This window comes from Hyphomonas sp. (assembly GCF_013823385.1).
In the GTDB taxonomy this organism is placed as follows: Bacteria; Pseudomonadota; Alphaproteobacteria; order Caulobacterales; family Hyphomonadaceae; genus Hyphomonas.
Window position 1 is genome coordinate 1 of the sequence record NZ_PNMA01000040.1, and the last position, 26,833, is coordinate 26,833.

Sequence of the window (26,833 nt, forward strand, 5' to 3'; positions counted from 1 at the left end):
TAAGGATTGGGGGAATTTTTTGTAAGGGGTTGAGGGAATTGGGGATTTTGGGGGCGGAGGGGGCGGGATGTGTTGGACAGGCGCCGCTTTGCGGAGAGGTGCCCCACCCTATCCCTCCCCACCTTCGTGGGGAGGGGACCTGTTGCGCTATGGGGAGAGGTTGCGTTTCAGCGGAGAGTGACCTGCCCCCTCCCCGCCCGCGGGGAGGGTTGGGGTGGGGTGGTTAGCGGCTTGAGCGCCTCAGCCCGCAAAGCCGCGCTGGGACATGGCGTCGTACCAGCGGCCGAGATGGGGGAGTTCCTTGTGGGGCGCCCATTTCATCACGCGGCAGAAGCCGCAGGTGATGAAGAGGGTGATGTCGGCGATGGAGAAGCGGCCGGCGGCGACGAATTCGTTGTTCGCCAGGTGCTCGTTGAGGCGTTCGGCCATCTTGCGGGCCGCCTTCTCGCTCTTGGCGGCCGCTTCAGCGCTCTGGGGGACTTCCAGAGGGGCCATCATCGGATGGGCGTTGCGGAACCAGCCGGCGAACTGGATGAAGAACATGAGCTCGATGCGGCGGTCCCACATTTCGATGAGCGCTTTCTCTTTCGGGTCATTGCCCATCAGGTTGGGCTCGGGAAAGATGCCTTCGAAATAGGTGCAGATGGCGCGGCTTTCGGTGAGCTTGGTGCCATCGTCCAGCACGAGCGCGGGAACCTGCGAGAAGGGCGAGACGTCGCGGTATTCGGGCTTTTTATGGTCCTGCTGCATGATCGAGACTTCCTGCAGCTCGACCGCGTCGAGCTTGCCCTTGGCGCGCAGGAAAAACACGACGCGGTCCGGGTTTGGCGCCATCGGGCTGTGATAGAGTTTCATTGCTTCCTCCTAGAATTTTTTGGTTAGCCCGAAGGCCGCATTGACGGGCTCTCCGGGGAAATAGCGGGGTTGGCCGAAGCCGACATCGGCGCGGTCGGCATATTTCTCATCCGTCAGGTTACGGAGGATGACATAGCCTTCAAGACCGTCCGTGAACACATAGCCGGCGCGGGCGCCGAGGACCGTGTGGCCGGGATAGGTGACGGTGTTGGCGGGATCCATGAAATATTCGCCGACATGATCGAGCGTCAGGGAGAGTTTCAGGGCGGGGCTTGCCTGCCAGTCGAGCCGGGCATTGCCGAGCCATTCAGGCGCGGTGTCGATTCTGTTGCCGGAGACGATGCGTTCCTGGGCGGCGACGACCGGACGGTTGAAGGTGTAGGTCTGGTCGCTCCAGGCGAGATTGCCGGTGGCCGAAAGCGTGGGCGAGAATTTCAGCGTGGCTTCCGCGTCGATGCCGACATGGCGCGTGGAGCCCTCGGTGACGTTGAGGCCATCGGAATCGCGGAAGAAGAAGTTTTCCTTCTCCATCCACCAGGCGGCGACATCGAAGGTGAGATGGCCGTAGAGGAGCGCGCCGCGCGCGCCGATTTCGAGGCTGTCGAGGGTTTCGGTGTCGATTTCGCCGGCGATCTGGCGGTTCTGGAGGCGGTAGAGATCCGACACCTGCGGGGCGCGGGCGCCGCGGGCGTAGTTGGCATAGAGGGCGCCCCAGGACTGGTCCCAGACGAGGCCGAGCTTGGGGGTGAGGAAGGTGAAATCGTCCGTGCGGTCCGGCGTGACATTGAAGCGGCCATTGATGCCGGTGGGCGCGCGGGTGGTGTAGTCGTAGCTATGGGTTTCCCCGCGCAGGCCGGCGAGGAGGCGGAGACTGCCGGTGAGCTGCCAGTCCGCCTCGGCCCAGAGGGCGAAGACGGCGGTGTCGACAGTGTAGTCGTAATGGATGCCTTGCGGGAAAGCGGGGTTGGCATTGGGCTGGGGCTGGATTTCGCGCAGGTAGCCGGTGGCGAAATCGGTGTCGGCCCCGAGGCGCCACTGGACGGGGCCGGTGGAGGCAAATTCGTAACGGGCGAGGACGCCGCCGCCGGTATGGGCGTTCTTCTCCACGCCGCCATAGGGCAGGAAATGCTGGGAGAAGATCATCGCCTGGGAGTGGAGGTTTGGCAGCAGCGTCAGCGTGCCGGGGCCAAGCTCGCGGGAGAGACGGCCGCCAAGGCGGGCCGACCAGGCATCGCGGAAGGCTTCGGGGTTGGGGTTGGTCTCGGAAAGGTCGCGGTCCTTGTAGGCGCCGGGGCCCTGGATGAAGCTGGCGGTTTCCTGGTTGAGGCTTGAGGCGGCGAGCCAGAAGGAGGCGTCCCAGCCGGCGAGGTCTGCCTGCGTCACGAGGGAGAGTTTCTGCTGCTGGCTGCCAGTGTCGTCGCGCCAGCCTTCGTCTTCCATCAGGGAGAGGTTGAGGCGGGTGGCGGCGCCGAGATTGACCGAGGCGTCGCCGCGCAGGCGGCCGAGGGTGGAATAGCTGAGCCGGGCGCTCTGCGGGCTGCCGGCGTCTGGCAGGATGAAGTTCAGGAGGCCGTGGACGGCGTTGGAGCCATATTTGGCGCTGCCCGGTCCCCGGACGATCTCGATGGCATCGGCCACTTCATGGTGGGGCTCGATCAGGGAATTGACGTTGCCGAAGGCGGGCGAGCGGATGGGGACGCCATTCTCAAGGATGAGGAAGCTGCCCTGCCCTGCCCCGCCCGTGAGCACCGGCGAGCGGATGGCGATCAGATGTTCCTGGCCGGAATTCATCTGGATGTTGACGGCGGGGGCCTGGTTGAGGATTTCGGCGGGGCGGTCGGCGGCGGTGTCGGCGATCAGCTGGGCGTCGAGCACGGCGCGGGAGCCGGGCGCTTGTTGCGGGCGGTCGGCATAGACCTCCACCGGTTCAAGGCGCTGGGGCAGCTCTGCGAAGGCAGCGGGCGCGGCCAGCAGCGCGGTGAGGGCGAGAAGTCCGGTCCGGTTTGGCAAGGCAGCCCTCCCATGAGATTTGGGCGCGGCGTATGCCGCCGCCCGCGTTCCATCTAGGGCCTGGCGGGGGCGAAAGCGACCCCGGCCGCTGCGTCAGCCAGCCGCGAACAGGGCGAAGGGCAGCGCTGCCACAACCGCGCCGGAGAGGCAGGTGGCGAGCGTGCCCGCCAGCAGCGTGCGCCAGGCGAGGCTGAGGAAATCTTCCCGCCGTTCCGGCTCGACGATGGAGAGGCCGCCGATCAGGATGCCCATGGAGCCGAAGTTGGCAAAGCCGCAGATGGCGTGGGCGGTGATCATGCGCGTGCGCGGGTCCATCGCCTCGACCGGCACTTCGGCGAGCTGGAGGAAGGCGACGAATTCGGTGAGGACCGTTTTGACGCCCATCAGCGAGCCGGACTGGGAGGCCTCGCTCCAGGGCACGCCGATCATGTACATCAGGGGCGCGAAGATCCAGCCGAGGATCCGCTCGATGGAGAGCGGGCTGCCGTTCACATCCGGGAAGACGCCGAGGCCGGCATTGACCAGCCAGAGCAGCGCGAGGGCCGCGATCAGCATGGTGGCGATGTTGAAGACGATCTTCAGGCCATCGGTGGCGCCAGTGGAGAAGGCGTCCATGGTGGAGGCGTATTTGAAATCGGGGTCTTTCATCCGCTCCGACACGGGCGTCGTTTCCGGGATCATGGCGAGGGCAACGCCCACGGCGGCGGGCGCGGCGATGATCGAGGCGGCGAGCAGCTGGGGTAGCGGATTGGCCATCTTGCCTTCCAGGAAGGCGCCGTAAACGACGAGGACCGAGCCCGCGATGGTGGCGAAACCGGCGGTCATCATAATCAGCAGCTCAGAGCGCGTCATGCCTTTGATGTAAGGGCGGATGAGGACGGGAGCCTCTGTCATGCCCATGAAGACGTTGGCGGAGACGGCCAGAGACGTTGCCCCGCCAAGGCCCATGCCGCGCCGGAAGACGAAGGCAAAGCCGTTGGTGATCCAGCGCAGGATATGCCAGTGCCAGAGGATGGCCGAGAGGGCGGCCACCACGATGATGATGGGCAGGATCTGGAAGAAGAAGAGCGGCGGCGCCGAGCCGCCGATCAGCTCGCTGGCGGCGACATTATCCCCGACATAGCCGAAGACGAAACTGGTGCCGGCGCGGGTGGCGTTCTGCAGGCCATCGACGAGGCCGTTGGCCGCCAGGAGGATGTCCTTGATGAAGGGAATGCCGAAGAGGATGAGGGCAAAGGCAAACTGCATGGCCGTGGCGCCGAGCACGATCTTCCAGGGGAAGAGCTTGCGTTTCTCTGACAAGACCCAGCACAGGCCATAGATCAGGACGATCCCGATCAGCGCGCGGGCGTTATCCCAACCCCATTCAAATCCTGCCGGCATGTTGCCTCAGCCCTCCCGCAAATCAGACCCAAGCTTTGAGACTTAACGGGCACGGAAAGGCTTGGAAAGCGGCAATGGCAATGGCGGGGCTCGCGCCGCCTGCTTGCGGCAGCTATCCACCGCGATGCGCCGGAACACCGAGCTGCGCGCCTGGGTGGCGAACGGCTATTTCGACATGATCACGCCCTTCTTCGATGCGGAGATCACCTTTGCCCGCTATGGCATCCCGCAGGAGCGCGTGGCCATGACGTATTATCAGGCCGGGCATATGATGTATCTGAATGACGGGGCGCTGGACGCGCTGGCCGCCGATTTGCGCGCGTTTTATGCGGGGCGGCTGGAGGATCAGCGGCCGGATTAGGATTTAGCATGTGAGGGCTGTCCAACGAACTGGGCGCTCAAGCGGACGACCGCCTTTGGCCCTTATTTGCCAACGGCGCCTTCACACAATGCGTTTTGGCGGTAAGTTGAACTACCTAACGGAGTGTCGTGGAATGCCCCAACTTGATCGAGCTGCGCCGCTTCCAGACGCAATGCAAGGACGTTGGATCGATGTGGACAGTCAGACCATCGCTTTGGTCGTGGCTGATGGCGAAATCACCTGCTTCGGAAGCGTCGTCGAGTATGATTTTAAGGACATTGAAGACGTAGATGGAGCGCTGACCGTAAGTCTCCGCATTCACGATCCGGCAGATGAGGACGCGTTTCAACGTGCTAACATCACCGAATTGGTCATCACGCCAGAGGGCGAATTTCACGCCTACAATGTTAAGTTTGCGAGCCAGTTTACGCGTTGGGTTGACGCCTAGCGGCCAGGAGCCCTAACGGCTGCCTTCGGCGATTAGTTGCCATACAAAAAGCCCCCGGCCGCATGACCGGGGGCTTTCTTGTTGCAGTGCTGACAGAGGCCTAGCCCAGCTTGCAGACGCAGATCTTGTTGCCGTCCGGGTCGCGGAAGTAAGCGCCGTAGAAGGTGGGCATGCGGTTGCCGGGCTCGCCTTCGCAGGCGGCGCCGAGTTCGCGGGCCTTGTTATAGACGCGGTCGACGGTTTCCTTGTCGGCCACGGCGATGGCGGGCATCACGCCATTGCCGGCGGTGGCGGCGCCTTCATAGGGCGTGCCGATGGCGAACATCGGCTGGCCGGGGGCGACGCCGTAGAATTGCAGGCGGTCGTTCGCAAAGAAGCGCTTGGCGCCCATTTCGCCGAGCACGGCGTCATAAAAGGCGAAGGCCTTTTCCTTGTCATTGGTTCCGAGGGTCAGGTAAGCGAGCATGGTTTCCTCCCTAATCGCAAGGCGCCAGCAATCATGCCGCAGCCCCTGCGGCAAGGGGTGACGCAGCGGACATGCTTGACGTTGACGTGAACGTCTGATGTGACACCGGCCATACAAATCCACCGTTTGAGGGAGATACCCATGTCCGACATCCGTTTTGACGGCCGCGTCGCCATTGTAACCGGCGCTGGCGGCGGCCTTGGCCGCGCCCACGCGCTTGAACTCGCCCGCCGCGGCGCAAAGGTCGTGGTCAACGATCTCGGCGGCTCGCGCGATGGCTCGGGCGGCAGCTCGGACGCGGCACACGCCGTGGTGAAGGAAATCGAAGCGCTCGGCGGCGAAGCCATCGCCAATGGCTCCTCGGTGTCCGACGTTGACGGCGTCAAGCGCATGATCGACGACACGATGGCCAAATGGGGCCGGATCGACATCATCATCGCGAACGCCGGCATCCTGCGCGACCGCTCCTTCTCCAAGATGAGCGTGGAAGACATCGACCTCGTTCTGGCCGTTCACCTGCGCGGCACCTTCCTGCCCGTGCACGCGGCCTGGGACATCATGAAGGCCCAGAATTATGGCCGGATCGTCGTCACCACCTCTTCCACCGGCCTTTATGGCAACTTTGGCCAGGCCAATTATGGCGCGGCGAAGCTCGGCGTGGTCGGCATGATGAACACGCTGAAGATCGAAGGCGCGAAGAACGACATCAAGATCAACGCCGTCTGCCCGATTGCCGCAACGCGGATGACCGAGGACATCATGTCTGAAGCGATGCTCGAAGCGCTGAAGCCGGAATATGTGACGCCGGGCGTGATCAACCTCGTCAAGGAAGACGCCCCGACCGGCATGATCCTGTCGGCGGGCGCAGGCGCCTTCTCGATGGCGCGCATCGTGGAAACGGCCGGCGTGTTCGTGGGCCAGGGCGAGGCGCTGACGGCGGAAGCCGTTGCCGCCAAATGGGACCAGATCACCGATGTGAACACCACCCGCCCGGCCTTCAAGGCTGGCGGTGAGCATGGTCAGAACATCTTCTCCGCTGTGGCAGCCGCCGCCGCGAAATAAGCCCAGCAAGGCTTGCCAAACTGAATGATTGAGGCGCAGGTTGGCCTCCGGAAACGGAGACAGCCATGCGCCTCTTTCTTTTTGCCGCCGCCCTTGCCCTGCTGACGGGGTGCGCCGCGCCCGCCAAGACAGACACCCCAGACCTGGCCGTGCCCGAGCCGCCGCCGGTCAGCCGCCCGCTGGCCGAAGCAGGCGGGATGTGCGGCGGCATTGCCGGCATCGCCTGCGCCGAGGGGCTGAGCTGTTTCTATGAAGACGGCGCCTGCCGGACGATTGCCGACGCCGCCGGCACCTGCCTGCCCCGCCCGCAGATGTGTACGTATGAATATGCCCCGGTCTGCGGCTGTGATGGGGAGACCTATGGCAACAAATGCGCCGCGCAAGCCGCCGGGGTCAGCGTCGACACGCCCGGCGAATGTGCGCCCGCCGAAGAGGGCTGAGGCCCCGCTTCAGCCGCCCTTGAAATCATCGTCTGCGCCGGCCGTCTCGCGCGGGCGGGGAGCCTTATCCGTATCCGGATGTTTTTCCTGTGGCAGGCCGAGGCGGCGGCCGGGCGGGCCGCCTGGCCCATCGCCCGCATCGTCATCATCGCGCCGCCAGTCGCCCGGCGGGCGGCGGTTTACCCAGTTGAAGAAGTAGATGACGGCCAGCAGCAGCGCCGCGAGAATGAGGAGTTTCAGCATGGCCGCCTTCTGTTGCCTATTCCTGGGGTTTGCGCAGATACATCGAGTTTTTCGGCCTTGAGAACACGCGCTCCACCATGGGCACGAAGAATTCCAGCGGCTCGCTCTGATATTCGGGGTCGAAGGCGGACTGGTCGTAAAGGTGGCAGAACTGGGCGGTATACTCAAAATACGGATGATCGCGGAACTGGTCTCGCATGTTCCGGTCGAGCCCCAGATGGTGGAAGAAATAATAGCCCTGAAACATGCCGTGATTGGCGACCATCCAGTGGTTGGCCTCCGACACGAAGGGCTTGAGGATTGCGGCGGCGACATCGGGGTGGTTGAAGCTGCCGAGCGTATCGCCAATGTCGTGCAGGAGCGCGCAGACGACATATTCCTCGTCCCGCCCGTCGCGGTGGGCGCGGGTGGCGGTCTGCAGGGAATGGGTCAGCCTGTCGACCGGGAAGCCGCCGAAATCGCCGTCCAGCAGCTTGAGATGGTCGATGACGCGCCCAGCCAGCCCCTTGTTGAAGTGGCGCGAATGCTCGGCGATGATGTCCCAGTCATCCTTCGAGCCTTCCAGCATTTCGCGGAATTTTGCGCGGGTTTCTGCTTCCTGTCCGTCGGCCATGATGTTTCCTCCTTTTTCCCTGCACGAAGACTAACCCGGATCGGCGCGGCTGCAAAGCAAGGCGCCCCCTGGACGCAGGGTCAGGGGGCGCCTGGCGATGTGCGGCCTAGTCCCAGAGATAGCCGAGATAGAGCCGCTGGCGGGTGCTGGCGGCGGGACTGGCGCTGCCCGCCATCTCTTGAGCCTTGTGGACCTGATCGGTCAGCTGGCTGCGCAGCAGGTGCCAGGGCGCCCCGGCGCGGATGCCCGCCTGCCGCAGGACCGGGAGGATCTCGCGCAGAACCTCCTCGGGCACATCGGCATTATCCTGCCCGAGCGCTTCGGCGAGGCGCCAGCCGCCGGTATCCCGCCAGAGCGCGACGGCCACCGGGCCGCCGGCCCCCTGCCAGATCCAGAGCGCCATCCGGCCGGAGGCAAGAGGCGGCGCATAGTCCCTCAGGCAGTTGCGCATTTCAAGCGCCACGGCCTGGAGATGCTCCACCCGGCGCACCGGCAAGAACGGCGCCGGAAGGCTGGGCACGGCCGTCGTCTCACCGAAGGCGGGCGGCTGGATGGCCGAGAGCGCCATGCCGAACAGGGCTGCTGCGTCCTTCGCCCGGCCGAATTGCCGGGCGAGACCGTCTCCGGCCGCCTCACCCCGGACATGCAGCGCCATGTTCCAGGCAGACACCAGACAGCGGGCCGCCTCCATGTCCGCGCCGAGGGCCGCAACGATGGACGGGCGGCGGAGCGGAGACGGGAGCGCGGCGATCACCGAAAGCACCGCAGGCTGAATATCCGTCATATGACGGATAAGCTGGCGCGCGGCCTCTTCGCGGAAGAGGCTGAAGAATTCGGCATAGGCCACCTCGGCCCACAGCACTTCGCCCATGCGGCCGAGGGCTTTCATCACGCCGCCGGGCGGATGATCGCCGAAAAGTTCAGCCGCCAGCTCGCCATCGCGGGCCCGGCTGGCGAGCCATTGCACGCGCTGGAGGGCGCCGCCCCGCAGGGCGAGGATGGCCGCGGCATGGCGCCGGGCCGTGGGCAGCATGAGAAAATCCTCATGCGGGGCGGGCCAGAGGCGCGCGATGGTCTCGGCATGCGGACCGGCCAGGAACGCCACGAGCGGCGTGACCGGCAATACCGGGCGATCGGCGACACGCGCCGGCAGGGTCATGGGAGCGCCCATGATCACCTCCTTCTGAATATGCCCGCGCGCTCATCTGGCGCGCTGGGCAGGGTCAGATCAATTATGCGAGGGTCAGCCAGCCACCGGCAAATGCACGGGGGGCGGCGGACGGCGCTCCCCGGCAAGGCGAGGAGCAGGTATGGACTTCAATACGCTGCTTCATGGGTGTTTTCCGTTACCGAGGCGGCGCCATCCAATCCTTTTACGGATCATCTCTTGCGCCGGGATGTGCGTCATGCCAAGGGCGCGACAATCTGTCAATGGGCTTTCTTGAAAAATATAATTCCGCCTAGAGACTATTTTAAAAGATGAGCCGCGGGAGGCTGAAGCGCTGGCGCGCCTCAGCCCTTTACGCAGACGACCTGCTTGAGCGTGTGGACCACCTCCACCAGATCAGACTGCGCCGCCATCACCGCGTCGATGTCCTTGTAGGCCATCGGCGTTTCGTCGATCACGCCGGCATCCTTGCGGCACTCCACGCCGGCGGTTGCGGCGAGGTGGTCGTCAAGGGTGAAACGGCGCTTGGCCTCGGCGCGGCTCATGCTGCGCCCTGCCCCGTGGGAGCAGGAACAGAAGGACTCCGCATTGCCCTTCCCGCGCACGATGAAGGATTTTGCCCCCATCGAGCCCGGAATAATACCCAGCTCATCCTTCCGGGCGCGCACGGCGCCCTTGCGGGTGACCCAGACATCGGCGCCGAAATGGTGTTCCCGCTCCACATAATTGTGGTGGCAGTTCACCGCCGACTTTTCCAGCGTGAAGGCCGGCAGGCAATCACGCATGGCCATCAGCACACGGTCCATCATCACTTCGCGGTTGAGGCGCGCATAGTCCTGCGCCCAGCCGACGGCTTCGATATAGTCCTCGAACAGGGGCTCTCCCTCCATGAAGAAGGCGAGATCCTTGTCCGGAACATGATAGCCGAGCACCCGTTTCTCCAGCGCCTCGCGGGCTTCCTGGATGAAATAGGTGCCGAGGATGTTGCCCGTGCCGCGCGAGCCCGAATGCAGCATCACCCAGACGCGGGCCGCTTCATCAAGGCAGAGCTCGACGAAATGATTGCCGCCGCCGAGCGTGCCGAGCTGCCTGGCAAACATCGTGCGCTGGATGCGCCTGTGTTTGGCCAGCACCTTGTCCAACCGCTCGGGCAGGCCTGAATTGCGCAGGGCCGTGGCCGCGCGCGCAGGCGCATCCTTGTGATTGCCGCCGGGGCCATTGCCGACCGGGACTTTCCGTTCGATCTGACTACGGACGGCTGCAAGGCTGTCTGGCAGATCATTCGCGGTGAGGCTGGTGCGGATCGCCATCATGCCGCAGCCGATGTCGACGCCCACCGCCGCCGGAATGATCGCGCCTTTGGTCGGGATGACCGAGCCAACGGTGGCGCCGCGCCCGAAATGCACGTCCGGCATCACGGCCAGATGCGAATGCACGAAGGGCAGACCGGCCACATTCTCCAGCTGCGCGCGCGCTTCAGGCTCCACTTCAACGCCTTTCACCCAGGCCTTGATGCGGCCAGCGGCATAGGTTTCGAAGACTTCAAACTCACTCATCGTCTTTCCAGCTTCCTTCCGGAAGCCCCTCCTTTTCAAGCCCTCCGCGCGGCCCCTTCGGATTTGAGACAAGAAAAAACCCTCCGGGCGTAACGCGCGGAGGGCGGCATAAAGGCCCGTTCGGGGCCCCGGGACTGATCGTCAGCCCCTATCCAGCAACCTCCATGCAGGTACGATCGTCCGCCCGTTCCAGGGCGGCGTCTTTCCTTGGTTGAGTTAAGGGCCGATACGACATCGGGCACTCCGTTGCTGAATGGAGGCGCCGTATGATGGAGGCGGAAGAAACCGTCAAGCAGAAAATGAAAGGCTCCGGGCGGTTTTTCCCGGAGCCTTTTGATCTGTTTACAGAAAATAATTTTCTGAAGGGATCAGTTTGCCGTCCGCGCGGCGCCATCAAACCGTGCACGGAAGTCTTCCAGGGTGAGGGTATAGTCGTCCGTATTGTGGAAGGCTTCATCGCTGAGATGGGGCTGTTCGCCCGGCTTGTACCAGGCGGCGTAATCGGCCACTTCGCGGCTCAGCTGGTCATAAAAGGTCGAGTAGGTCTGCACTTTCAGGACCGGCGTGTCTGCGCCGAAATCAAATGTCATCAGGCGCATCCAGCCATCGCCGATGCCGACGGGCCAATCAGATTTGAAGCCGATGGCCTTGAGCGTCTGGTTGCGGTCCTGATAGTCGGCCAGCACCTGCCAGACCTTGTTGCCGGCGGCGTTCTCGTCAACGCGCCAGGCCTGGCCATGCTGGTGGCCGCAGAGGACGAGGAAGATCTGGTCGTGCTGGCTGATCAGTTTTTCCCAGACCATTTCGGGCGTGTTGTGGATGGGATCAACCGCGTTGCCATCGATGATGGCGTTGGGGACGCGCTTGCCCTCCTTGCTGAGATAGTCATGCGTAGAGATGATCGTCGGCAGGCCCTTATGCGCCTCGATGACGGAGGCGGCCCAGGTGAGCGTGTCATTCGGCGGATCGAATTGCAGGCCGATATGCAGGAAGCGGTAGCCGCCGGCCTCGAAGATCTGGGCGCTGTCTGCCCCGCCATCATGGGAGGCGACATACCAGGGCTGGCCCTTGAAGAAGGCGGTCTCGGCGCCGAAGACGGAGCGGAAATTGTCGAGCCCGCCGGGATGCAGCACGCCGAGGGAGGTGAGGTCATTCGGATCGACATCGGCCGGCTTCAGGGCGCGCGGCGGGAACTGCGAGTCTGACCACATCGCGTCATAGTCGTGATTGCCGGGCACCACCGAGAACGGCGTCTTGCCGGCGATGAGGGAGAAGCCCTCATGGGCCTTCGGCATCTCGACCGTCTTCACCTTTTCGGTGGGGGCAAAATGCGCGTCGAGAATCGGATTGGGCACCTTGCGGAAGCCGCGGGCGGCGTGCTCGGCGTCGATCTCCAGGCTCTGATGCTGCCAGACATCCCCCAGAGAGGTGACGAAGGCGATCTCGCCGCCGGCGCTTTCGAGATTCTCGGCGATATAGGCCATCTGCTCCATGAAGAGCTCGCTGGCATCGAAGGGGAAGCCTTCGGCGGTCTGGTGGGTGAAATCGAGATAGTTCTGGGTGTCGGGGATGACCGCGATGGTGAAGACGGTGTCAGCGGGCGCGGAGGCTTCCGGGGCCGGCGCCGTGAGGGCAGCGGGCTGGGGCGGCGCGGCGGCGCAGGCGGCAAAGAGGCCGAGCGCGGCGAGGAGTGCCGTCGCCGGCAAGAGGTGGGGGCGTTTCATCAGGCTGTCTCCAGAGGGTGGCCCTCTGCGCCTAGCGCGCATGGATGACAGTTTTTACAGGGAGCGCGCCCCCTGCCCGGCCTGAGGGGAGCAAAAAGCAAGACGCCCCGGAGCGGGGCTCCAGGGCGTCATGAATTCGATCCGGAAAGATCCAGCTAAAGACTAGTCTTCTGCAGCTTCCAGCTCAGCGGCGTGGCGGGCCTTGTCAGCAGCGCCCTTGGCCGATTCGTCACGGTCCACGAGTTCGAGGACGGCGATCGGGGCGTTGTCGCCCGGACGGAAGCCGGCTTTCAGAACGCGGGTGTAGCCGCCATTGCGGTCCTTGTAACGCTCACCGAAGACTTCGAAGAGCTTGCGGACAGCCGTTTCATTGCGGACCTGCGACAGCGCCGCGCGGCGGGCAGCAAGGTCGCCCTTCTTTGCGAGGCTGACGAGCTTGTCCATGATCGGGGCCATTTCCTTGGCCTTCGGCAGGGTGGTGACGATCTGCTCGTGCTCGATCAGGCTGGCAGCCATGTTGGCAAACATCGCCTTGCGGTGCGAGGTCGTCTTGTTGAGCTTGCGGTGGGCAATCTGGTGGCGCATGGCTACATTCCTTCCGAGGTGGTCAGGCCCCGGTCATTCCTGGGCTAGATGTGATCGTCGTATTTCTTGGCGAGACCTTCGATGTCCTCCGGCGGCCAATCCGGCACTTCCATGCCAAGATGCAGGCCCATACCGGCGAGAACTTCCTTGATCTCGTTCAGCGACTTGCGGCCGAAGTTCGGAGTGCGGAGCATTTCCGCCTCGGACTTCTGGATGAGGTCGCCGATGTAAACGATGTTGTCGTTCTTGAGGCAGTTGGCCGAGCGAACGGAGAGTTCGAGCTCGTCGACTTTCTTGAGCAGGACCGGGTTGAAGCCCAGATCCGTCTCGTCTGCCGAGCCGCCGGTTTCCAGCGTGGGCTCTTCAAAGTTGATGAAGAGCTGGAGCTGGTCCTGAAGGATGCGGGCGGCATAAGCGACCGAATCTTCCGGCGACAGCGAACCATCGGTTTCGACGTCGAGGGTCAGCTTGTCATAGTCGAGGACGGTGCCTTCACGGGTGTCTTCGACCTGATAGCCAACGCGGCGGACCGGCGAATAGATGGCATCAATCGGAATATAGCCGATCGGGGCGTCTTCCGGGCGGTGGCCTTCGGCAGCAACATAGCCCTTGCCGGTGGCAACGGTGAATTCCATGCGGACTTCCGAGCCGCCATCGAGCGTGCAGATGACGAGATCCGGGTTGAGGATCTTCACATCGCCGGGCGTTTCGATCTGGCCAGCCTTGACTTCGCCGGGGCCCTTGGCGCGCAGAACCATGCGCTTGGGCGTGTCGGATTCCATGAAGATCGCGACCTGTTTCAGGTTCAGCACGATCGTCGTGACATCCTCACGCACGCCGGGGATGGCGGAGAATTCGTGGACAACGCCGTCGATCTGGACGCCGATGATGGCAGCGCCTTGCAGCGACGACAGAAGCACGCGGCGCAGGGCGTTGCCGAGCGTCGTGCCGTAGCCGCGCTCCAGAGGCTCGACCACGAGCTTTGCTTTGCGCTTGGCGTCGTATCCGGCCTGGACGACAGGACGGTTCGGACGGATCAGCACTTTCCAGTTACGGTCATTCACAGTGGTCATTCAGGGTTCCTCGAAAAGGACAGCAGCGCCGGAGAGGCGCTGCCGGAGAGTATTCGTCAGACGCGGCGGCGCTTGGGCGGGCGGCACCCGTTGTGCGGGATCGGCGTCGTATCGTTGATGGCGGTCACGGTGAGGCCAGCGGCCTGGAGGGCACGCAGGGCGCTCTCACGGCCCGAACCCGGACCCCGCACGCGCACTTCAACCGTCTGCAGGCCATGCTCTTTCGCCTTCTTGGCGGCGTCTTCAGCAGCCATCTGAGCGGCATAAGGCGTCGACTTGCGCGAGCCTTTGAAGTTCATCACGCCCGAGGACGACCAAGAGATGGTGTTGCCCTGGGCGTCGGTGATGGTGACCATCGTGTTGTTGAAGCTCGAGTTCACGTGAACAATACCAGAGGTAATGTTCTTGCGTTCCCGGCGGCGGATACGAGTAGCTTCGCGGGCCATGGGGCGTCAGTCCTATTATTTCTTCTTGCCGGCGATCGGCTTGGCCGGGCCCTTGCGGGTCCGTGCGTTCGTGTGGGTACGCTGACCGCGCACCGGGAGTTTCTTGCGGTGGCGCAGGCCCCGATAGCAACCAAGGTCCATCAGACGCTTGATGTTCATCGAGGTGTCACGGCGCAGATCACCCTCAACCAGGTAACCGGCATCGATGGTTTCGCGGATCTTGATGACCTCAGCGTCCGTCAGCTGGTTCACGCGGCGCGACGGCTCAACGCCAACCTTCTCGCAAATCTCTTTGGAGAAAGCCGGGCCGATGCCATGAATATAGCGCAGCGCGATTTCAACGCGCTTGTTGGTCGGAATGTTTACGCCTGCAATACGGGCCAATGCCGTTTCTCCTCAAGCGGGTGTCAAAACATGAAATGCGCGCCAAGCGGGAAGAACACCCGTCGCGCGCACCGGCGGTTAAGCCTGAAGCTAAGTTTCGAGGCTTATAGCCACGGTTTTCTCCCCGTCAACAGCAGAACTGCGCCGTTCACGCGGATTGTTTCAGAGCCGCATCGATTTCCCCGGACACAGCATCAATCGTGCCCATTCCATCGATCTCGGTCAGCACGCCCCGCTCGGCATAAAGGGGAACCAGCGGCGCTGTGTCTTCGTAATAACGCTCCAGACGGCGGGAGAAGGTGGCCGGATTGTCGTCCGCCCTTCCCTGCTCCTCGAAGCGCCGGGTGACCCGTTCCAGCAGCCTGGTATCGTCGACGATCATGCGGATCACCAGATCCACCTTCGCGCCGCGCGATTCCAGCAGCCTGTCGAGGGCCTCGGCCTGGCCCATCGTGCGGGGGAAGCCATCAAAGATGAACCCCGGCGCGCCGGCCTGGACGGTTAATTGTTCGTCAATCAGGGCAATCACGATCTCATCGGAGACGAGGCCGCCTTCATCCATGATCTTTGCCACCCGCTGGCCCAGCTCGGACCCGGAGGCCCGGGCGGCGCGCAGCATGTCGCCAGTCGAAAGCTGCACAAAGCCGCGCTGCTCAACGAGTCGCTTGGCTTGCGTGCCCTTGCCCGCAGCCGGCGGACCAAACAGAATCAGGTTCACTTCTTCTTGCCCCCGAGTTTCGATTTCTTGATCATCCCCTCATACTGGTGGGCGATCAGGTGCGACTGGATCTGTGTGACAGTGTCCATAGTCACCGAAACGACAATGAGCAGAGACGTACCCCCGATGTAAAACGGAATCTGAGGGAAATATCGCCGCAGGAGCTCGGGCAGGATGCAGATGAAGACCAGGTAGAGCGAGCCGATCGTGGTCAGGCGGGTCAGCACATAGTCGATATAGGCGGCCGTGTTGGAGCCCGGACGGATGCCCGGAATGAAGCCGCCATACTTGCGCAGATTGTCCGCCGTTTCCTGCGGATTGAACATGATCGAGGTGTAGAAGAAGGCAAAGAAGGCCACCAGCACCGCATAGGTGAAGATGTAGGTCCAGGAACCTGGCGCGAAATTGGTCGCCAGCCAGCCCAGAACGCCCGTCAGGCCCGTGGTTTCCGGATCGGCGGCATTGCCCCCCAGGAAGCCAACGGCCGTCAGCGGCAGCATCAGCAGCGCTGTGGCGAAGATGGCCGGGATGACGCCGGCCGTGTTGATCTTCAGCGGCAGGAAGCTTTTCTGGCCCTGGGCAAAGCCCTGCGCCTGCTGGCGCTTGGGATAGTGGATGATCAGGCGGCGCTGCGAGCGTTCCACGAAGACGATGAACACGACCAGCGCGAGCACCATCACCACAATGGCCAGGATGAAGCCGATATCCACCGAGGTGGTGCGGGCCTGGGCCACGAGGTTGTAGATGGCCCGCGGCAGCTCTGCCACGATGCCGGCAAAGATGATCAGCGAGATGCCGTTGCCGATGCCGCGCGCGGTAATCTGTTCACCCATCCACATCAGCAGCATGGTGCCGCCGGTCAGCGTGACCACGCCGGTGAGGATGAAGAACCAGGACGCGATGCCATCCAGGCGCACAGCCACAAGGCCGCCGGTGATGGCGAAAGCCTGAACCAGGGCAAAGCCGAGCGTCAGATAGCGCGTATACTGGTTGATCTGCTTGCGGCCCGCCTCCCCTTCCTTCTTGAGTTTCTCAAGCGAGGGGGACACCGAGGTCATCATCTGGATGATGATCGAGGCGGTGATGTAGGGCATGACGTTGAGGGCGAAGACGCCCATCCGCTCGACGGCGCCGCCGGCGAACATGTTCATCGAGCCGAGAATGCCGCTCGATTGGGCATTGAAGAGATCGGCATACTGAGCCGGGTCCAGGCCGGGGATCGGGATGAACGTCCCTAGCCGGTAAAGGACGAGAATACCGAGCGTGAAGAGGATCCGCGCCTGTAGGTCTTTGGCTTTCGCAAAGGTCGCAAAGTTAAGGTTGCGAGCCATTTGTTCCGCAGCATTCGCCATCGGCTGCACGAGCCTCCCTGAAAAGCGTTCGCCGCCAAGATCGGCGGCGACACGGGATTTGTGAAGAGGGGTTAAGCAAGAACCCCGGATTATTCCTCAGCGGCGTCTTTCGCTTTACCGGTCACGGTGACCGACCCGCCAGCCTTTTCAACGGCTTCCACGGCAGCCTTCGAGGCCCCGGTGACCGTGATGTTCAGCTTCTTGGGAGCGTCGCCCTTGGCCAGCAGGCGGATGCCGTCGCGTGCATTGCGAACGACACCGGAAGCCACCAGGGTCTCTTCGGTCACATTGGACGCGTCCAGCGTGCCGGCTTCGACAGCCTTGGCGATACGGCCGAGATTGACCCAGGACATGGTCTTGGCGCCCGGCGCTTTGAAGCCGCGCTTGGGCAGACGCATGTAGATCGGCATCTGGCCGCCTTCGAAGCCGTTCACAGCAACGCCCGAACGTGCCTTCTGGCCTTTCACACCGCGGCCAGCCGTCTTGCCCTTGCCCGAGCCAACGCCGCGACCAACGCGCATGCGCTTCTTGGTGGAGCCATCGGCGGGAGAAAGTTCATTGAGTTTCATGGCAGTAACTTTCGAATAAGCGAAGGAAACGGCCGGCGGGCTTTTGAGAGCCTTATTCGCCGACCACTTCCACGAGATGCGAGACCGTGCGGATCATGCCGCGGACTTCCGGCGTATCGACCAGCTCACGCGTGCGGCCGACCTTGTTGAGGCCGAGACCGATCAGCGTCTGACGCTGGTTCGGCTTGCGTGCGATCGGGCTGCCGATCTGACGGACGGTGACTTTCTTCTGGGACATAGAGGTCTCCTATCAGTTCACCGAATCGGCCATGCCGGCTTCGGAGGCGCCATCGGTACGGCGGCCAACGATATCCTGGACTTTGAGGCCGCGCTTGGAGGCAACCGTACGCGGGTTGGCCTGACCTTTCAGGGCATCAAAGGTGGCACGCACCATGTTGTACGGGTTGGACGAGCCGAGCGACTTGCCGACGACGTCCTGGACGCCGAGGACTTCCATCACGGCACGCATCGGACCACCGGCGATCACGCCGGTACCCGGAGGGGCTGCGCGGAGCACGACCTTGCCGGCGCCGTGACGGCCATTGCCATCATGGTGCAGCGTGCGGCCTTCGCGAAGCGGAATGCGAACCATGTTGCGCTTGGCTTCTTCAGTCGCCTTGCGGATGGCTTCGGGAACCTCACGGGCCTTGCCCTTGCCGAAGCCGGCACGGCCCTTCTGGTCGCCGACAACGACGAGCGCGGCGAAACCGAAGTTCTTACCGCCCTTCACCGTTTTCGCGACGCGGTTGATGCCAACCAGCTTGTCGACGAGTTCAGAGCCTTCCTCCTCACGATCACGCGGTTGCTCGCGGTCGCGGCGGCGGCCCCTTTTCTCACCTCTTTCCTCAGCCATCAGGCAGACTCCTTCAGAATTTCAGGCCGCCCTCGCGGGCAGCATCTGCCAGGGCTTTCACCCGGCCGTGGAACATGTAACCACCGCGGTCGAAGACAACATCCTCGACGCCAGCCTTCTTCGCGCGCTCGGCGATTGCCTTGCCCACGAGTGCGGCCGCCTCGACGTTGCCGCCGGTTTTCGCGCTGCCGATAACTTCCTTCTCGAGCGTCGAAGCCGAGGCGAGCGTGATGCCCTTCTCGTCGTCGATGATCTGCACCGAGATGTTCTTGTGGCTGCGCGACACCGAAAGGCGCGGACGGCCTTCGGCGACCCGGCGGAGCTTGGTGCGGACGCGCTGTGCGCGGCGTTGCAACTTTTCGCGTGACGTCTTCATGGCGTTACTTCTTCTTGCCTTCCTTGCGGCGGACATATTCGCCCTGCAGGCGGATACCCTTGCCTTTGTACGGCTCCGGCGGACGGAACTTCTTGATCTCGGCAGCCACCTGACCAACGGTCTGTTTGTCAGCGCCCGAGATGATGATCTCGGTCGGCTTCGGCGTTTCGAGCTTGATGCCCTGCGGCGCCTTGTAGATCACGTCATGCGAGTAGCCGAGGGCCAGCTTCAGGTCCGTGCCCTGCATCTGGGCGCGGTAACCGACGCCGACGAGTTCGAGCGTCTTGGAGTACCCCTTCGTGACACCTTCCACCAGGTTGGCGGCGCGGGCACGGGCGGTTCCCCACTGGGTACGAGCGTCCTGCGTGAGAGACTGAGCCAGCGTCGGCGGACGCTTGCCTTTCGCCTTCTCCGCTTCGATCGCGTCGTTCGCAGCCTTCATCAGGTCAGCGCGCGGAGCAACCAGAAGCTCGTTATTCTCGAGTTTCGGCGTGATGACTTCCGGCAGGACAAGCTCAAGCTCGCCTTTCGGACCTTTAGCCTTGATCGTCTGGCCGGCGACGGTGACAGTCGCACCTGCCGGAACCGGGATCGCAAGCTTACCAATACGGGACATGGAACCTGCCTCCTAGAATACGCGGCAAAGCACTTCGCCGCCGACATTCTTGGCGCGCGCGGCATTGTCCGACATCACACCCTGCGAAGTAGACAGGATGGAAATGCCGAGGCCGTTACGCACCAGCGGAATGTCCGAAACGGACGAATAGACACGGCGGCCAGGCTTCGAGACACGTTTGATCTCGGAGATGACCGGCTGGCCTTCATAATATTTGAGTTCGATTTCGAGGGTCTTGTGACCGCTCTTTTCGATCTCGGCGTAACCCCGGATGTATCCCTCGTCCGTGAGGACGTCGAGAACACGAGCACGCAGCTTCGATGCCGGCGACGTCACTTTAGACATGCCGCGCATCTGCGCGTTGCGGATCCGGGTGAGCATATCGCCGAGGGGATCGGAAATGTTCATCTGCTTCCCTCCTCTCTTACCAGCTGGACTTTACAAGGCCGGGGACCTGGCCACGCGAGCCAAGCTCACGAAGCGCGATACGCGACATTTTGAGTTTACGATAGAATGCACGCGGACGGCCGGTGACTTCGCAACGGTTGCGAACACGGTTCTGAGCCGAGTTGCGCGGCAGTTCGGCGAGCTTGAGACGCGCCTTGAAGCGCTCCTCCAGCGACAGATTCTCATCCATCGCAGCTGCCTTGAGCTGGGCGCGCTTTGCCGCGTAGCGGGCGGCCAGAGCCTTCCGCTTGTTGTTCTTCTCGATTGCGCTCTTCTTTGCCATATCAGCAGATCTCCTGGCGCTAGTTCCGGAACGGGAAGCCACACTCGGCGAGGAGTGCTTTGGCTTCTTCGTTCGTTTCGGCAGTGGTGCAGACGATGATATCCATGCCGCGCACCTCTTCGACCTCGTCATAGTTGATCTCAGGGAACACGATGTGCTCCTTGATACCCATGGCGTAGTTGCCGCGGCCGTCGAAGCTCTTGCCGTTCAGACCACGGAAGTCTTTCACGCGCGGCAGGGCAATCGTCGTCAGACGGTCGAGGAACTCGTACATCTGGTCGCGGCGCAGGGTAACCTTTGCACCGATCAGCATGCCTTCGCGAACCTTGAAGCCGGCGATCGACTTGCGAGCCTTGGTGGCAACGGGTTTCTGGCCAGCGATACGCTCCAGCTCAGCCAGGGCCGCCTTGATCTTCTTGGAGTCGTTGACGGCTTCGCCAACACCCATGTTGATCACGACCTTGTCGAGCTTCGGAACCTTCATCGGGTTCGAATAATTGAACTGCTCTTGCAGTTTCGTCCGGATCTCTTCCCGGTATTTCCGCTTGAGGCGGGGTTCATATGCCTCAGACATCGATCGATTCCCCTGAGCGTTTCGCAAAGCGCGTCTTGCGGCCATGCTGGTCAATCTTGAAGCCAACGCGAACGGCCTTGCCATCGCGCGGATCTGCAAGGGCGACGTTGGAAACGTGCACCGGTGCCTCAAAGGTCTTGAGGCCGCCCGGATCCATCTGGCTCGGCTTCTGGTGACGTTTCACCAGGTTCACACCGCGCACGACAACCCGGCTCTCGTCCGGAATCACCTTCAGGACTTCGCCCTTGGTGCCCTTGTCCTTGCCGGCGATCACGATGACCGTGTCACCTTTTTTGATCTTTGCAGCCATGACTACAGGACCTCCGGCGCCATGTTAGCGATCTTGACCTGGTTCTTGCCGCGCAGTTCGCGCGGAACGGGGCCAAAGACGCGCGTGCCAATCGGCTCGCCATTGTTGTTGATCAGAACGGCAGCGTTGCTGTCGAAGCGGATCGTCGAGCCGTCAGGACGGTTGATGTCCTTGGCGACGCGAACGACGACGGCCTTGCGGACGTCCCCCTTCTTCACGCGGCCCGTCGGGATCGCTTCCTTGATCGAGACGACGATCACGTCGCCCACCGAGGCGTAGCGGCGGCCTGCGCCACCGAGCACCTTGATGCACATCACGCGGCGTGCGCCAGAGTTATCGGCGACCCGCAGGTGGGTTTGCATCTGGATCATGCCTCACTCCCTTCATCGGTAACGAGTTCCCAGCGCTTCAGTTTGGACTTCGGCGCGCACTCGCGAATCGCAACAGTCTGGCCCTCGACCGCGACGTTGTTCTCGTCATGGGCGTGGTACTTGTTCGTTTTCCGGACGATCTTCTTCAGCATCGGGTGCGTGAAGGTACGTTCGACACGGACAATGGCGGTCTTGTCCTGCTTCGCGGAGACAACAACGCCTTTCATAATACGTTTTGGCATCTCAGTCTCCTTACTTGCCTGCCTGGGCCTTCTCGCGCAGGACCGTCTTGATCCTGGCGATGTCGCGACGAACCTCGGTAACGCGGCCCGTCTTCTCCAGCTGGCCCGTGGCTGCCTGGAAGCGCAGATTGAACTGTTCTTTCTTGAGCTTCACCAGCTCGTCATTGAGCTGATCGACGCTCTTGGCTCTTACATCGGCGGCCTTCATGATCAGATCCCCTCGATACGCTTGACGACTTTGGTCTTGATCGGGAGTTTCGCCGCGCCGAGAGCAAGAGCCTGGCGGGCGACCTCTTCCGGGACACCGTCGATTTCGAACAGGATACGGCCAGGCGCAACGCGCGCGACCCAGCGGTCAACGCCGCCCTTACCCTTACCCATACGAACCTCGATCGGCTTCGCGGTCACCGGAACATCCGGGAACACGCGGATCCAGACCTTGCCCTGACGCTTCATCTCACGCGTGATGGCACGGCGGGTGGCTTCGATCTGGCGCGCGGTGACGCGCTCCGGCTCGAGAGCCTTGAGGCCAAACTGGCCGAAAGCCAGCGTGAAGCCGCCTTTCGACTGTCCGCTGATCTGGCCCTTGAAGGCCTTGCGGAATTTGGTGCGTTTCGGTTGCAGCATGAATTAAGCTCCTGCAGCCTGGGCGCCCGAAGCCGGGCCGCGCTGGTTGGCGTTGGCGCGAGCGCGCGACTGGCCAGACGTCTCAAGGCGCTTGTCCTGAGCCATCGGGTCATGTTCGAGGATCTCGCCTTTGTAGACCCACACCTTCACGCCGATGATGCCGTAGGTGGTTTCCGCTTCGGCCGTACCATAGTCGATGTCGGCGCGCAGCGTGTGCAGCGGAACCGAACCTTCGGCATACTTCTCGGTACGGGCGATCTCTGCGCCGCCGAGACGGCCGGAGACAACCACTTTCACACCTTCAGCGCCGAGGCGCATGGCGGACTGGATCGACCGCTTCATCGCGCGGCGGAACGAAGCGCGGCGCTCAAGCTGGCGGGCGATGTCGTCGGCGATCAGCGTGGCGTCGATTTCCGGCTTGCGGATTTCAACGAGGTTCACGCGGACTTCGTCCGAGGTCATCTTCGCAAGCTCTTTGCGGAGGACTTCGATGTCCCCGCCCTTCTTGCCGATCACCAGGCCCGGACGGGCCGTGTGGATCGTGATGAGGCATTTCTTGTGCGGACGCTCGATGATGATGCGCGAGATACCGGCCTGTTTCAGCTTCTCGCGGATCGCTTTGCGGATCGCGAGGTCTTCGTGCAGCAGGCGGCCAAAGTCGGCGCTATCAGCGTACCAGCGGCTGTCCGAGGTACGGTTGATGCCGAGGCGCAGGCCAATCGGATTGACTTTCTGACCCATTATGCGGCCTCCGCAGTCTGGCTGTTGTCCCGCAGGACGATGGTGAGTTGCGAGAACGGCTTCATGATGCGGGCAGCGCGGCCGCGGGCGCGGGCGCGGATGCGCTTCATGACAAGGTTCTTGCCGACATGTGCTTCGGCAACCACCAGGCTGTCGATGTCGAGGCCGTGATTGTTCTCGGCGTTCGCAACAGCGGACTGAAGGAGCTTGTACACATCCTTTGCAGGGCGCTTGGGCGAGAACTTCATCTCGTTGAGCGCGCGCTGGATCGGCATGCCACGGATCTGCTGAGCCAGAAGGTTCAGCTTCTGCGGGCTCGAGCGGTACATGCGCAGCACGGCGCGCGATTCATTCGCTGCCTGCTTGGGAGGATTCTTGGCCTTTGCCATGACTACTTCCTCTTCGCTTTCTTGTCGGCGCCGTGACCATAATAGGTCCGCGTCGGCGCGAACTCGCCGAACTTGTGGCCGACCATCTCGTCGGTCACCGTGACCGGGATGAACTTGTTGCCATTGTGAACCTGAAAGTTCAGACCGACGAATTGCGGCAGGATCGTCGAGCGGCGCGACCAGGTCTTGATCACAGCGCGTTTTTCCGACGAGCGGGCCTCTTCAGCCTTCTTCAGGAGGTAGCCGTCGACGAACGGGCCTTTCCAGACAGAACGGGACATGTCTCTCGGGCTCCCTGATTAGCGTTTAGCGTTACGGCGACGGATGATGAGACGATCCGTTGCCTTGTTGTTGCGAGTTTTCGGACCGCGGGTTTTCTTACCCCACGGCGAGACCGGGTGACGGCCGCCCGAAGATTTACCTTCACCACCACCGTGCGGGTGGTCGACCGGGTTCATGACGACACCGCGGACGGTCGGGCGCTTGCCCAGGTGACGGTTACGGCCAGCCTTGGAGCTGACTTCGTTCATCTTGTCCGGGTTCGACACGGCGCCGATCGTGGCCAGGCAGCTGTCGAGCACCATGCGGAGCTCGCCGGAAGCCAGCTTGATCTGGGCGTAGCCGGAGTCGCGGCCAACCAGCTGAGCATAGGTGCCGGCGGAGCGGACCATCTGCGCGCCCTTCTGGGGCTTCAGCTCGATATTGTGAATGATCGTACCGACCGGAATGGACTTCAGCGGCAGCGTGTTGCCCGGCTTGATATCAGCCGTGGCAGACGTGACGACGGTGTCCCCTACTTCAAGGCGCTGCGGCGCGATGATGTAGGCCATTTCGCCGTCCTGATACTTGATCAGGGCGATGAAGGCCGTGCGGTTGGGATCGTATTCGAGACGCTCGACAACAGCCGGGATGTCCCAGCGGTTACGCTTGAAATCGATTTTCCGGTACAGGCGCTTCACGCCGCCGCCCTGGTGGCGGACGGTGATGCGGCCCTGGTTGTTGCGACCACCCTTGGAGCTGATGCCCTCGGTGAGCGCCTTGACCGGCTTGCCCTTGTGGAGACCCGTGCGGTCCACCAGCACGAGCTGGCGGCGGCCGGGAGAGGTCGGATTGAATGTCTTCAGTGCCATGAGCTTCGTCCTTCTCCCTTAGAGGCCCGTCGAGATGTCGACCGACTGGCCTTCAGCGAGCGTAACGATGGCTTTCTTCACGTCGGAACGGCGGCCTTCAAAGCCACGAAAGCGTTTCGTCTTGCCCTTCTGGGTCAGGGTGTTGACCTTCGTGACGCTCACTTTGAACAGGGCTTCGACAGCCTCCTTGATCGCCTTCTTGTCGGCGCCAGGCGCCACTTCGAAGATGATCTTGTTCTGCTCGGAAACGAGCGTCGACTTTTCGGTGATCAGCGGACGGCGGATCACGTCATAATGGTGGGGTTTCACTTCGGCCATTATTCAGCCTCCGCTTTGGCGCCATCGAAGCGGGCTTTGATACCCTCGGCGGCTTCCTTGGTGATGACGAGCGTGCGGCGGCGCAGGATGTCATAGACGTTCAGGCCGGCAACCGGCAGCACGTCGATGTTCGGGATGTTGCGTGCCGCGCGGGCGAAGTTCTCATTCACTTCCGTGCCCGAGATGATCAGAGCGTTCTCGATGCCGAGGCCTTTGAACGATTCCAGCAGAGCCTTGGTCTTGGGCGAGTCGAGCTCGGCCTTGTCGAGGACCAGGATCGAGCTTTCTTTCGCTTTCGACGACAGGGCGTGCGCCAGAGCCATCTTGCGGATCTTCTTCGGCAGGTCGTGCGCATGGCTGCGAACACGCGGGCCATGAGCCACACCGCCGCCCACGAAGATCGGCGCGTTGCGCGACCCGTGACGGGCGCCGCCCGAGCCTTTTTGCTTGATCGACTTCTTCGTCGTCCGGTTCACTTCCGAACGCGATTTTGCCTTGTGCGTACCGGCCTGACGGCGGGCGAGCTGCCAGCGCACGGTGCGCTGCAGGATGTCGCCACGGATTTCGTCAATGCCGAAAATCGCGTCGTCGAGATCGATCTTGCCAGCGGCGTCGCCAGCGAGGGTTTTAACTGCGAGTTCCATTAGCCTTCACCCCCGGCGGAGAGCTTTTCCGGAGCCTTGAAGGAACCAGCCGCAGGCGCAGTCGCCGGCAGGGCTTTCTTCACAGCATCACGGATTTCAACGAAAGTCCCGTCATGGCCCGGAACCGAACCCTTGACGAGGATGAGGCCGCGCTCGACGTCAGTGCGCACGACAACCAGGTTCTGGGTCGTGACGCGCTCGTCACCGAGGTGACCGGCCATCTTCTTGTTCTTGAACACGCGGCCCGGATCCTGGCGCATACCGGTCGAACCATGCGAACGGTGCGAGATCGAGACGCCGTGCGTGGCGCGCAGACCGCCGAAGTTCCAGCGCTTCATGGCGCCGGCAAAACCTTTACCGATGGTCAGAGCCGAAACGTCAACCATCTGGCCTTCGACGAAATGGTCGGCCTGAACGGTCGAGCCGACTTCCGGAAGTTCACCGCGGACGCGGAACTCTTTCAGTTTCGCCTTGGGCGCAACACCGGCTTTGGCGAACTGGCCGCGCTGAGCCTTGGTGGTGTTCTTGGCCTTCTTCTCGCCGGCACCCATGATAACAGCCTTGTAGCCGTCAGTGCGGGTAACTTCCCCGCCCTTCTTGGTGGTGACGGTGCGTTCGTCTTCGGTGCGGACGCCAACAACCTGGCAGCCATCGAGCGACAGAACGGTGACGGGCACATGGCGGCCGTCTTCAGCGAAGATGCGTGTCATGCCGACTTTGCGGGCAAGAACGCCGGTACGGGCAGCAGGAAGCGTCATTAGCGGGCTCCCTCGAGCTTGATCTCGATGCCAACGCCCGAAGACAGGTCGAGCTTCATCAGCGCGTCCACGGTCTGCGGGGTGGGATCGACGATGTCGAGAATACGTGTGTGCGTGCGGATTTCGAACTGCTCACGCGACTTCTTGTCGATGTGGGGCGACCGGTTCACCGTGAAGCGCTCGATACGGGTCGGGAGCGGAACCGGGCCACGAACTTCAGCGCCAGTGCGCTTCGCCGTGTTCACGATTTCCTTCGCCGACATGTCGAGCGCGCGGTGATCAAAGGCCTTCAGCCTGATCCGGATATTTTGTCGTTCCATCGTTTGGTCCGTCCGCGCAAAACACTTTGACCCAAGGCGCGATGGCTCGTCAGCATCGAGCGCCCGGGTGGGGGTGTGGATTAATTGTCAGTTTCGAGGGAGCGTTCGCTGTTAAAGAAGCGCAGCCATCCCGGCGAAGTGCGGCTTCTATGCCAGAGAATCGGGTGCGTCAACAGCTGGTTTAGATGAATCTGCAGGCCAGCTGACCCCGATTGACGCATCCCCTGCCCCGCCCCCGCCCGCCACGGGTCCAGCCAGGGCCCGGACCGGCAGATTCGCCCGTTTTCAGCCTCTCGCCCAGCAAAAAGGCCGCCCTTGCGGGGCGGCCTTCTCGATTCGGGACTTCCCTGAAGGGGAAAGTCTTATTTCTTGATTTCT

The 26,833-nt window shown here is 62.7% G+C and carries 40 protein-coding genes; 4 read left to right on the forward strand and 36 right to left on the reverse strand.

The features are described 5' to 3' along the window. Positions 1–240: 240 nt before the first annotated feature. The 3 genes from C0456_RS17325 to C0456_RS17335 all read right to left on the reverse strand — a co-directional run bounded on the left by C0456_RS17325 (position 241) and on the right by C0456_RS17335 (position 4,248). Complete coding sequence (locus C0456_RS17325; protein ID WP_291054800.1) at positions 241–855, reverse strand: glutathione S-transferase family protein; 615 nt, start codon at positions 853–855, stop codon at positions 241–243. A 9-nt stretch (positions 856–864) separates the two neighbouring features. Then, positions 865–2,865: a TonB-dependent receptor gene (locus C0456_RS17330; protein ID WP_291054803.1), complete on the reverse strand. Its 2,001-nt coding sequence runs from the start codon at positions 2,863–2,865 to the stop codon at positions 865–867. A 93-nt stretch (positions 2,866–2,958) separates the two neighbouring features. After that, positions 2,959–4,248 (reverse strand): nucleoside transporter C-terminal domain-containing protein, encoded by a 1,290-nt coding sequence (locus C0456_RS17335; protein WP_291054806.1) that lies wholly within the window; start codon positions 4,246–4,248, stop codon positions 2,959–2,961. A gap of 124 nt (positions 4,249–4,372) precedes the next feature. On the opposite strand from C0456_RS17335, the gene C0456_RS17340 reads away from it, so the two are divergent. After that, positions 4,373–4,609 carry a hypothetical protein gene (locus C0456_RS17340; protein WP_291054809.1) on the forward strand — a complete coding sequence of 79 codons (237 nt, stop codon included), beginning with the start codon at positions 4,373–4,375 and terminating at the stop codon, positions 4,607–4,609. Positions 4,610–4,742: 133 nt separating this feature from the next. After that, a complete protein-coding gene (locus C0456_RS17345; protein ID WP_291054812.1) occupies positions 4,743–5,057 on the forward strand; it encodes a hypothetical protein in 315 nt (104 codons plus the stop codon). Between the two features lie 100 nt (positions 5,058–5,157). Here C0456_RS17345 and C0456_RS17350 read toward each other — a convergent pair whose 3' ends face one another. Further along, positions 5,158–5,523, reverse strand: coding sequence for a VOC family protein (locus tag C0456_RS17350; RefSeq protein ID WP_220986998.1), 366 nt, complete (start codon positions 5,521–5,523; stop codon positions 5,158–5,160). Between the two features lie 141 nt (positions 5,524–5,664). On the opposite strand from C0456_RS17350, the gene C0456_RS17355 reads away from it, so the two are divergent. Both C0456_RS17355 and C0456_RS17360 read left to right on the forward strand, forming a co-directional pair. Continuing rightward, positions 5,665–6,585 carry an SDR family NAD(P)-dependent oxidoreductase gene (locus C0456_RS17355; protein WP_291054819.1) on the forward strand — a complete coding sequence of 307 codons (921 nt, stop codon included), beginning with the start codon at positions 5,665–5,667 and terminating at the stop codon, positions 6,583–6,585. A 65-nt stretch (positions 6,586–6,650) separates the two neighbouring features. Next, positions 6,651–7,025 (forward strand): Kazal-type serine protease inhibitor family protein, encoded by a 375-nt coding sequence (locus C0456_RS17360; RefSeq protein WP_291054822.1) that lies wholly within the window; start codon positions 6,651–6,653, stop codon positions 7,023–7,025. Between the two features lie 9 nt (positions 7,026–7,034). On the opposite strand, the gene C0456_RS17365 is transcribed toward C0456_RS17360, so the two are convergent. The 32 genes from C0456_RS17365 to rpsJ form a co-directional block, all read right to left on the reverse strand. Continuing rightward, complete coding sequence (locus tag C0456_RS17365) at positions 7,035–7,268, reverse strand: hypothetical protein (protein WP_291054825.1); 234 nt, start codon at positions 7,266–7,268, stop codon at positions 7,035–7,037. Between the two features lie 16 nt (positions 7,269–7,284). Then, entirely contained in the window at positions 7,285–7,881 is a 597-nt protein-coding gene (locus tag C0456_RS17370; RefSeq protein WP_291054828.1) for an HD domain-containing protein, read from the reverse strand. A 106-nt stretch (positions 7,882–7,987) separates the two neighbouring features. Continuing rightward, complete coding sequence (locus C0456_RS17375) at positions 7,988–9,052, reverse strand: hypothetical protein (protein WP_291054831.1); 1,065 nt, start codon at positions 9,050–9,052, stop codon at positions 7,988–7,990. A 341-nt stretch (positions 9,053–9,393) separates the two neighbouring features. Then, positions 9,394–10,605 (reverse strand): RtcB family protein, encoded by a 1,212-nt coding sequence (locus tag C0456_RS17380; RefSeq protein ID WP_291054834.1) that lies wholly within the window; start codon positions 10,603–10,605, stop codon positions 9,394–9,396. Positions 10,606–10,973: 368 nt separating this feature from the next. Continuing rightward, positions 10,974–12,329: a serine/threonine protein phosphatase gene (locus C0456_RS17385; protein WP_291054837.1), complete on the reverse strand. Its 1,356-nt coding sequence runs from the start codon at positions 12,327–12,329 to the stop codon at positions 10,974–10,976. Between the two features lie 162 nt (positions 12,330–12,491). After that, complete coding sequence (rplQ, locus tag C0456_RS17390) at positions 12,492–12,914, reverse strand: 50S ribosomal protein L17 (protein WP_290921015.1); 423 nt, start codon at positions 12,912–12,914, stop codon at positions 12,492–12,494. A 44-nt stretch (positions 12,915–12,958) separates the two neighbouring features. After that, complete coding sequence (locus C0456_RS17395) at positions 12,959–13,978, reverse strand: DNA-directed RNA polymerase subunit alpha (RefSeq protein WP_035593568.1); 1,020 nt, start codon at positions 13,976–13,978, stop codon at positions 12,959–12,961. Between the two features lie 65 nt (positions 13,979–14,043). Then, positions 14,044–14,433 (reverse strand): 30S ribosomal protein S11, encoded by a 390-nt coding sequence (rpsK, locus tag C0456_RS17400; RefSeq protein WP_011647803.1) that lies wholly within the window; start codon positions 14,431–14,433, stop codon positions 14,044–14,046. A gap of 15 nt (positions 14,434–14,448) precedes the next feature. Further along, positions 14,449–14,817, reverse strand: a complete 369-nt coding sequence (rpsM, locus tag C0456_RS17405) for a 30S ribosomal protein S13 (RefSeq protein ID WP_035593034.1) — start codon at positions 14,815–14,817, stop codon at positions 14,449–14,451. Positions 14,818–14,965: 148 nt separating this feature from the next. Continuing rightward, entirely contained in the window at positions 14,966–15,535 is a 570-nt protein-coding gene (locus C0456_RS17410; RefSeq protein ID WP_291054840.1) for an adenylate kinase, read from the reverse strand. Continuing rightward, positions 15,532–16,887 (reverse strand): preprotein translocase subunit SecY, encoded by a 1,356-nt coding sequence (secY, locus tag C0456_RS17415; protein WP_367179310.1) that lies wholly within the window; start codon positions 16,885–16,887, stop codon positions 15,532–15,534. The genes C0456_RS17410 and secY overlap by 4 nt, the downstream gene beginning before the upstream one ends. An 89-nt stretch (positions 16,888–16,976) precedes the next feature. Further along, on the reverse strand, positions 16,977–17,456 hold the full coding sequence (rplO, locus tag C0456_RS17420) for a 50S ribosomal protein L15 (protein WP_290917226.1): 480 nt from the start codon (positions 17,454–17,456) through the stop codon (positions 16,977–16,979). A gap of 52 nt (positions 17,457–17,508) precedes the next feature. Next, a complete protein-coding gene (gene rpmD / locus C0456_RS17425) occupies positions 17,509–17,694 on the reverse strand; it encodes a 50S ribosomal protein L30 (protein ID WP_035593025.1) in 186 nt (61 codons plus the stop codon). Between the two features lie 12 nt (positions 17,695–17,706). Next, positions 17,707–18,309, reverse strand: a complete 603-nt coding sequence (gene rpsE / locus C0456_RS17430; RefSeq protein WP_035593022.1) for a 30S ribosomal protein S5 — start codon at positions 18,307–18,309, stop codon at positions 17,707–17,709. Between the two features lie 13 nt (positions 18,310–18,322). Continuing rightward, positions 18,323–18,685, reverse strand: coding sequence for a 50S ribosomal protein L18 (gene rplR / locus C0456_RS17435; RefSeq protein WP_291054844.1), 363 nt, complete (start codon positions 18,683–18,685; stop codon positions 18,323–18,325). A 4-nt stretch (positions 18,686–18,689) separates the two neighbouring features. Next, entirely contained in the window at positions 18,690–19,301 is a 612-nt protein-coding gene (gene rplF / locus C0456_RS17440; RefSeq protein ID WP_291054846.1) for a 50S ribosomal protein L6, read from the reverse strand. 12 nt (positions 19,302–19,313) lie between these two features. Beyond that, on the reverse strand, positions 19,314–19,709 hold the full coding sequence (rpsH, locus tag C0456_RS17445; protein WP_035593016.1) for a 30S ribosomal protein S8: 396 nt from the start codon (positions 19,707–19,709) through the stop codon (positions 19,314–19,316). A gap of 16 nt (positions 19,710–19,725) precedes the next feature. After that, positions 19,726–20,031 carry a 30S ribosomal protein S14 gene (gene rpsN / locus C0456_RS17450; RefSeq protein WP_035593014.1) on the reverse strand — a complete coding sequence of 102 codons (306 nt, stop codon included), beginning with the start codon at positions 20,029–20,031 and terminating at the stop codon, positions 19,726–19,728. 19 nt (positions 20,032–20,050) lie between these two features. Beyond that, positions 20,051–20,605 carry a 50S ribosomal protein L5 gene (rplE, locus tag C0456_RS17455; protein ID WP_035593012.1) on the reverse strand — a complete coding sequence of 185 codons (555 nt, stop codon included), beginning with the start codon at positions 20,603–20,605 and terminating at the stop codon, positions 20,051–20,053. Next, positions 20,598–20,915, reverse strand: coding sequence for a 50S ribosomal protein L24 (rplX, locus tag C0456_RS17460; RefSeq protein ID WP_035593010.1), 318 nt, complete (start codon positions 20,913–20,915; stop codon positions 20,598–20,600). Before rplX ends, rplE begins: the two co-directional genes overlap by 8 nt. Before the next feature lie 2 nt (positions 20,916–20,917). Further along, on the reverse strand, positions 20,918–21,286 hold the full coding sequence (gene rplN / locus C0456_RS17465; protein WP_035593008.1) for a 50S ribosomal protein L14: 369 nt from the start codon (positions 21,284–21,286) through the stop codon (positions 20,918–20,920). Then, entirely contained in the window at positions 21,283–21,528 is a 246-nt protein-coding gene (gene rpsQ / locus C0456_RS17470; RefSeq protein WP_035593006.1) for a 30S ribosomal protein S17, read from the reverse strand. Before rpsQ ends, rplN begins: the two co-directional genes overlap by 4 nt. Positions 21,529–21,538: 10 nt before the next feature. Next, positions 21,539–21,736 (reverse strand): 50S ribosomal protein L29, encoded by a 198-nt coding sequence (gene rpmC / locus C0456_RS17475; protein ID WP_035593004.1) that lies wholly within the window; start codon positions 21,734–21,736, stop codon positions 21,539–21,541. Positions 21,737–21,738: 2 nt separating this feature from the next. Beyond that, positions 21,739–22,155, reverse strand: a complete 417-nt coding sequence (gene rplP, locus C0456_RS17480; RefSeq protein ID WP_035593002.1) for a 50S ribosomal protein L16 — start codon at positions 22,153–22,155, stop codon at positions 21,739–21,741. Between the two features lie 3 nt (positions 22,156–22,158). Then, the gene (rpsC, locus tag C0456_RS17485) at positions 22,159–22,896 is read right to left on the reverse strand and encodes a 30S ribosomal protein S3 (protein ID WP_291054849.1); all 738 of its coding nucleotides are present in this window, start codon (positions 22,894–22,896) and stop codon (positions 22,159–22,161) included. Continuing rightward, the gene (gene rplV, locus C0456_RS17490) at positions 22,896–23,285 is read right to left on the reverse strand and encodes a 50S ribosomal protein L22 (RefSeq protein ID WP_035592998.1); all 390 of its coding nucleotides are present in this window, start codon (positions 23,283–23,285) and stop codon (positions 22,896–22,898) included. The genes rpsC and rplV overlap by 1 nt, the downstream gene beginning before the upstream one ends. A 2-nt stretch (positions 23,286–23,287) precedes the next feature. Beyond that, positions 23,288–23,566 (reverse strand): 30S ribosomal protein S19, encoded by a 279-nt coding sequence (gene rpsS / locus C0456_RS17495; RefSeq protein WP_290917217.1) that lies wholly within the window; start codon positions 23,564–23,566, stop codon positions 23,288–23,290. Positions 23,567–23,584: 18 nt separating this feature from the next. Next, a complete protein-coding gene (gene rplB, locus C0456_RS17500) occupies positions 23,585–24,415 on the reverse strand; it encodes a 50S ribosomal protein L2 (RefSeq protein WP_291054852.1) in 831 nt (276 codons plus the stop codon). 18 nt (positions 24,416–24,433) lie between these two features. Next, complete coding sequence (locus tag C0456_RS17505; protein WP_035592992.1) at positions 24,434–24,733, reverse strand: 50S ribosomal protein L23; 300 nt, start codon at positions 24,731–24,733, stop codon at positions 24,434–24,436. After that, complete coding sequence (gene rplD / locus C0456_RS17510; RefSeq protein WP_291054854.1) at positions 24,733–25,377, reverse strand: 50S ribosomal protein L4; 645 nt, start codon at positions 25,375–25,377, stop codon at positions 24,733–24,735. Before rplD ends, C0456_RS17505 begins: the two co-directional genes overlap by 1 nt. Then, a complete protein-coding gene (gene rplC, locus C0456_RS17515; RefSeq protein ID WP_291054856.1) occupies positions 25,377–26,135 on the reverse strand; it encodes a 50S ribosomal protein L3 in 759 nt (252 codons plus the stop codon). The genes rplD and rplC overlap by 1 nt, the downstream gene beginning before the upstream one ends. Then, a complete protein-coding gene (gene rpsJ, locus C0456_RS17520) occupies positions 26,135–26,455 on the reverse strand; it encodes a 30S ribosomal protein S10 (RefSeq protein ID WP_011647827.1) in 321 nt (106 codons plus the stop codon). The genes rplC and rpsJ overlap by 1 nt, the downstream gene beginning before the upstream one ends. Positions 26,456–26,833: the final 378 nt, after the last annotated feature.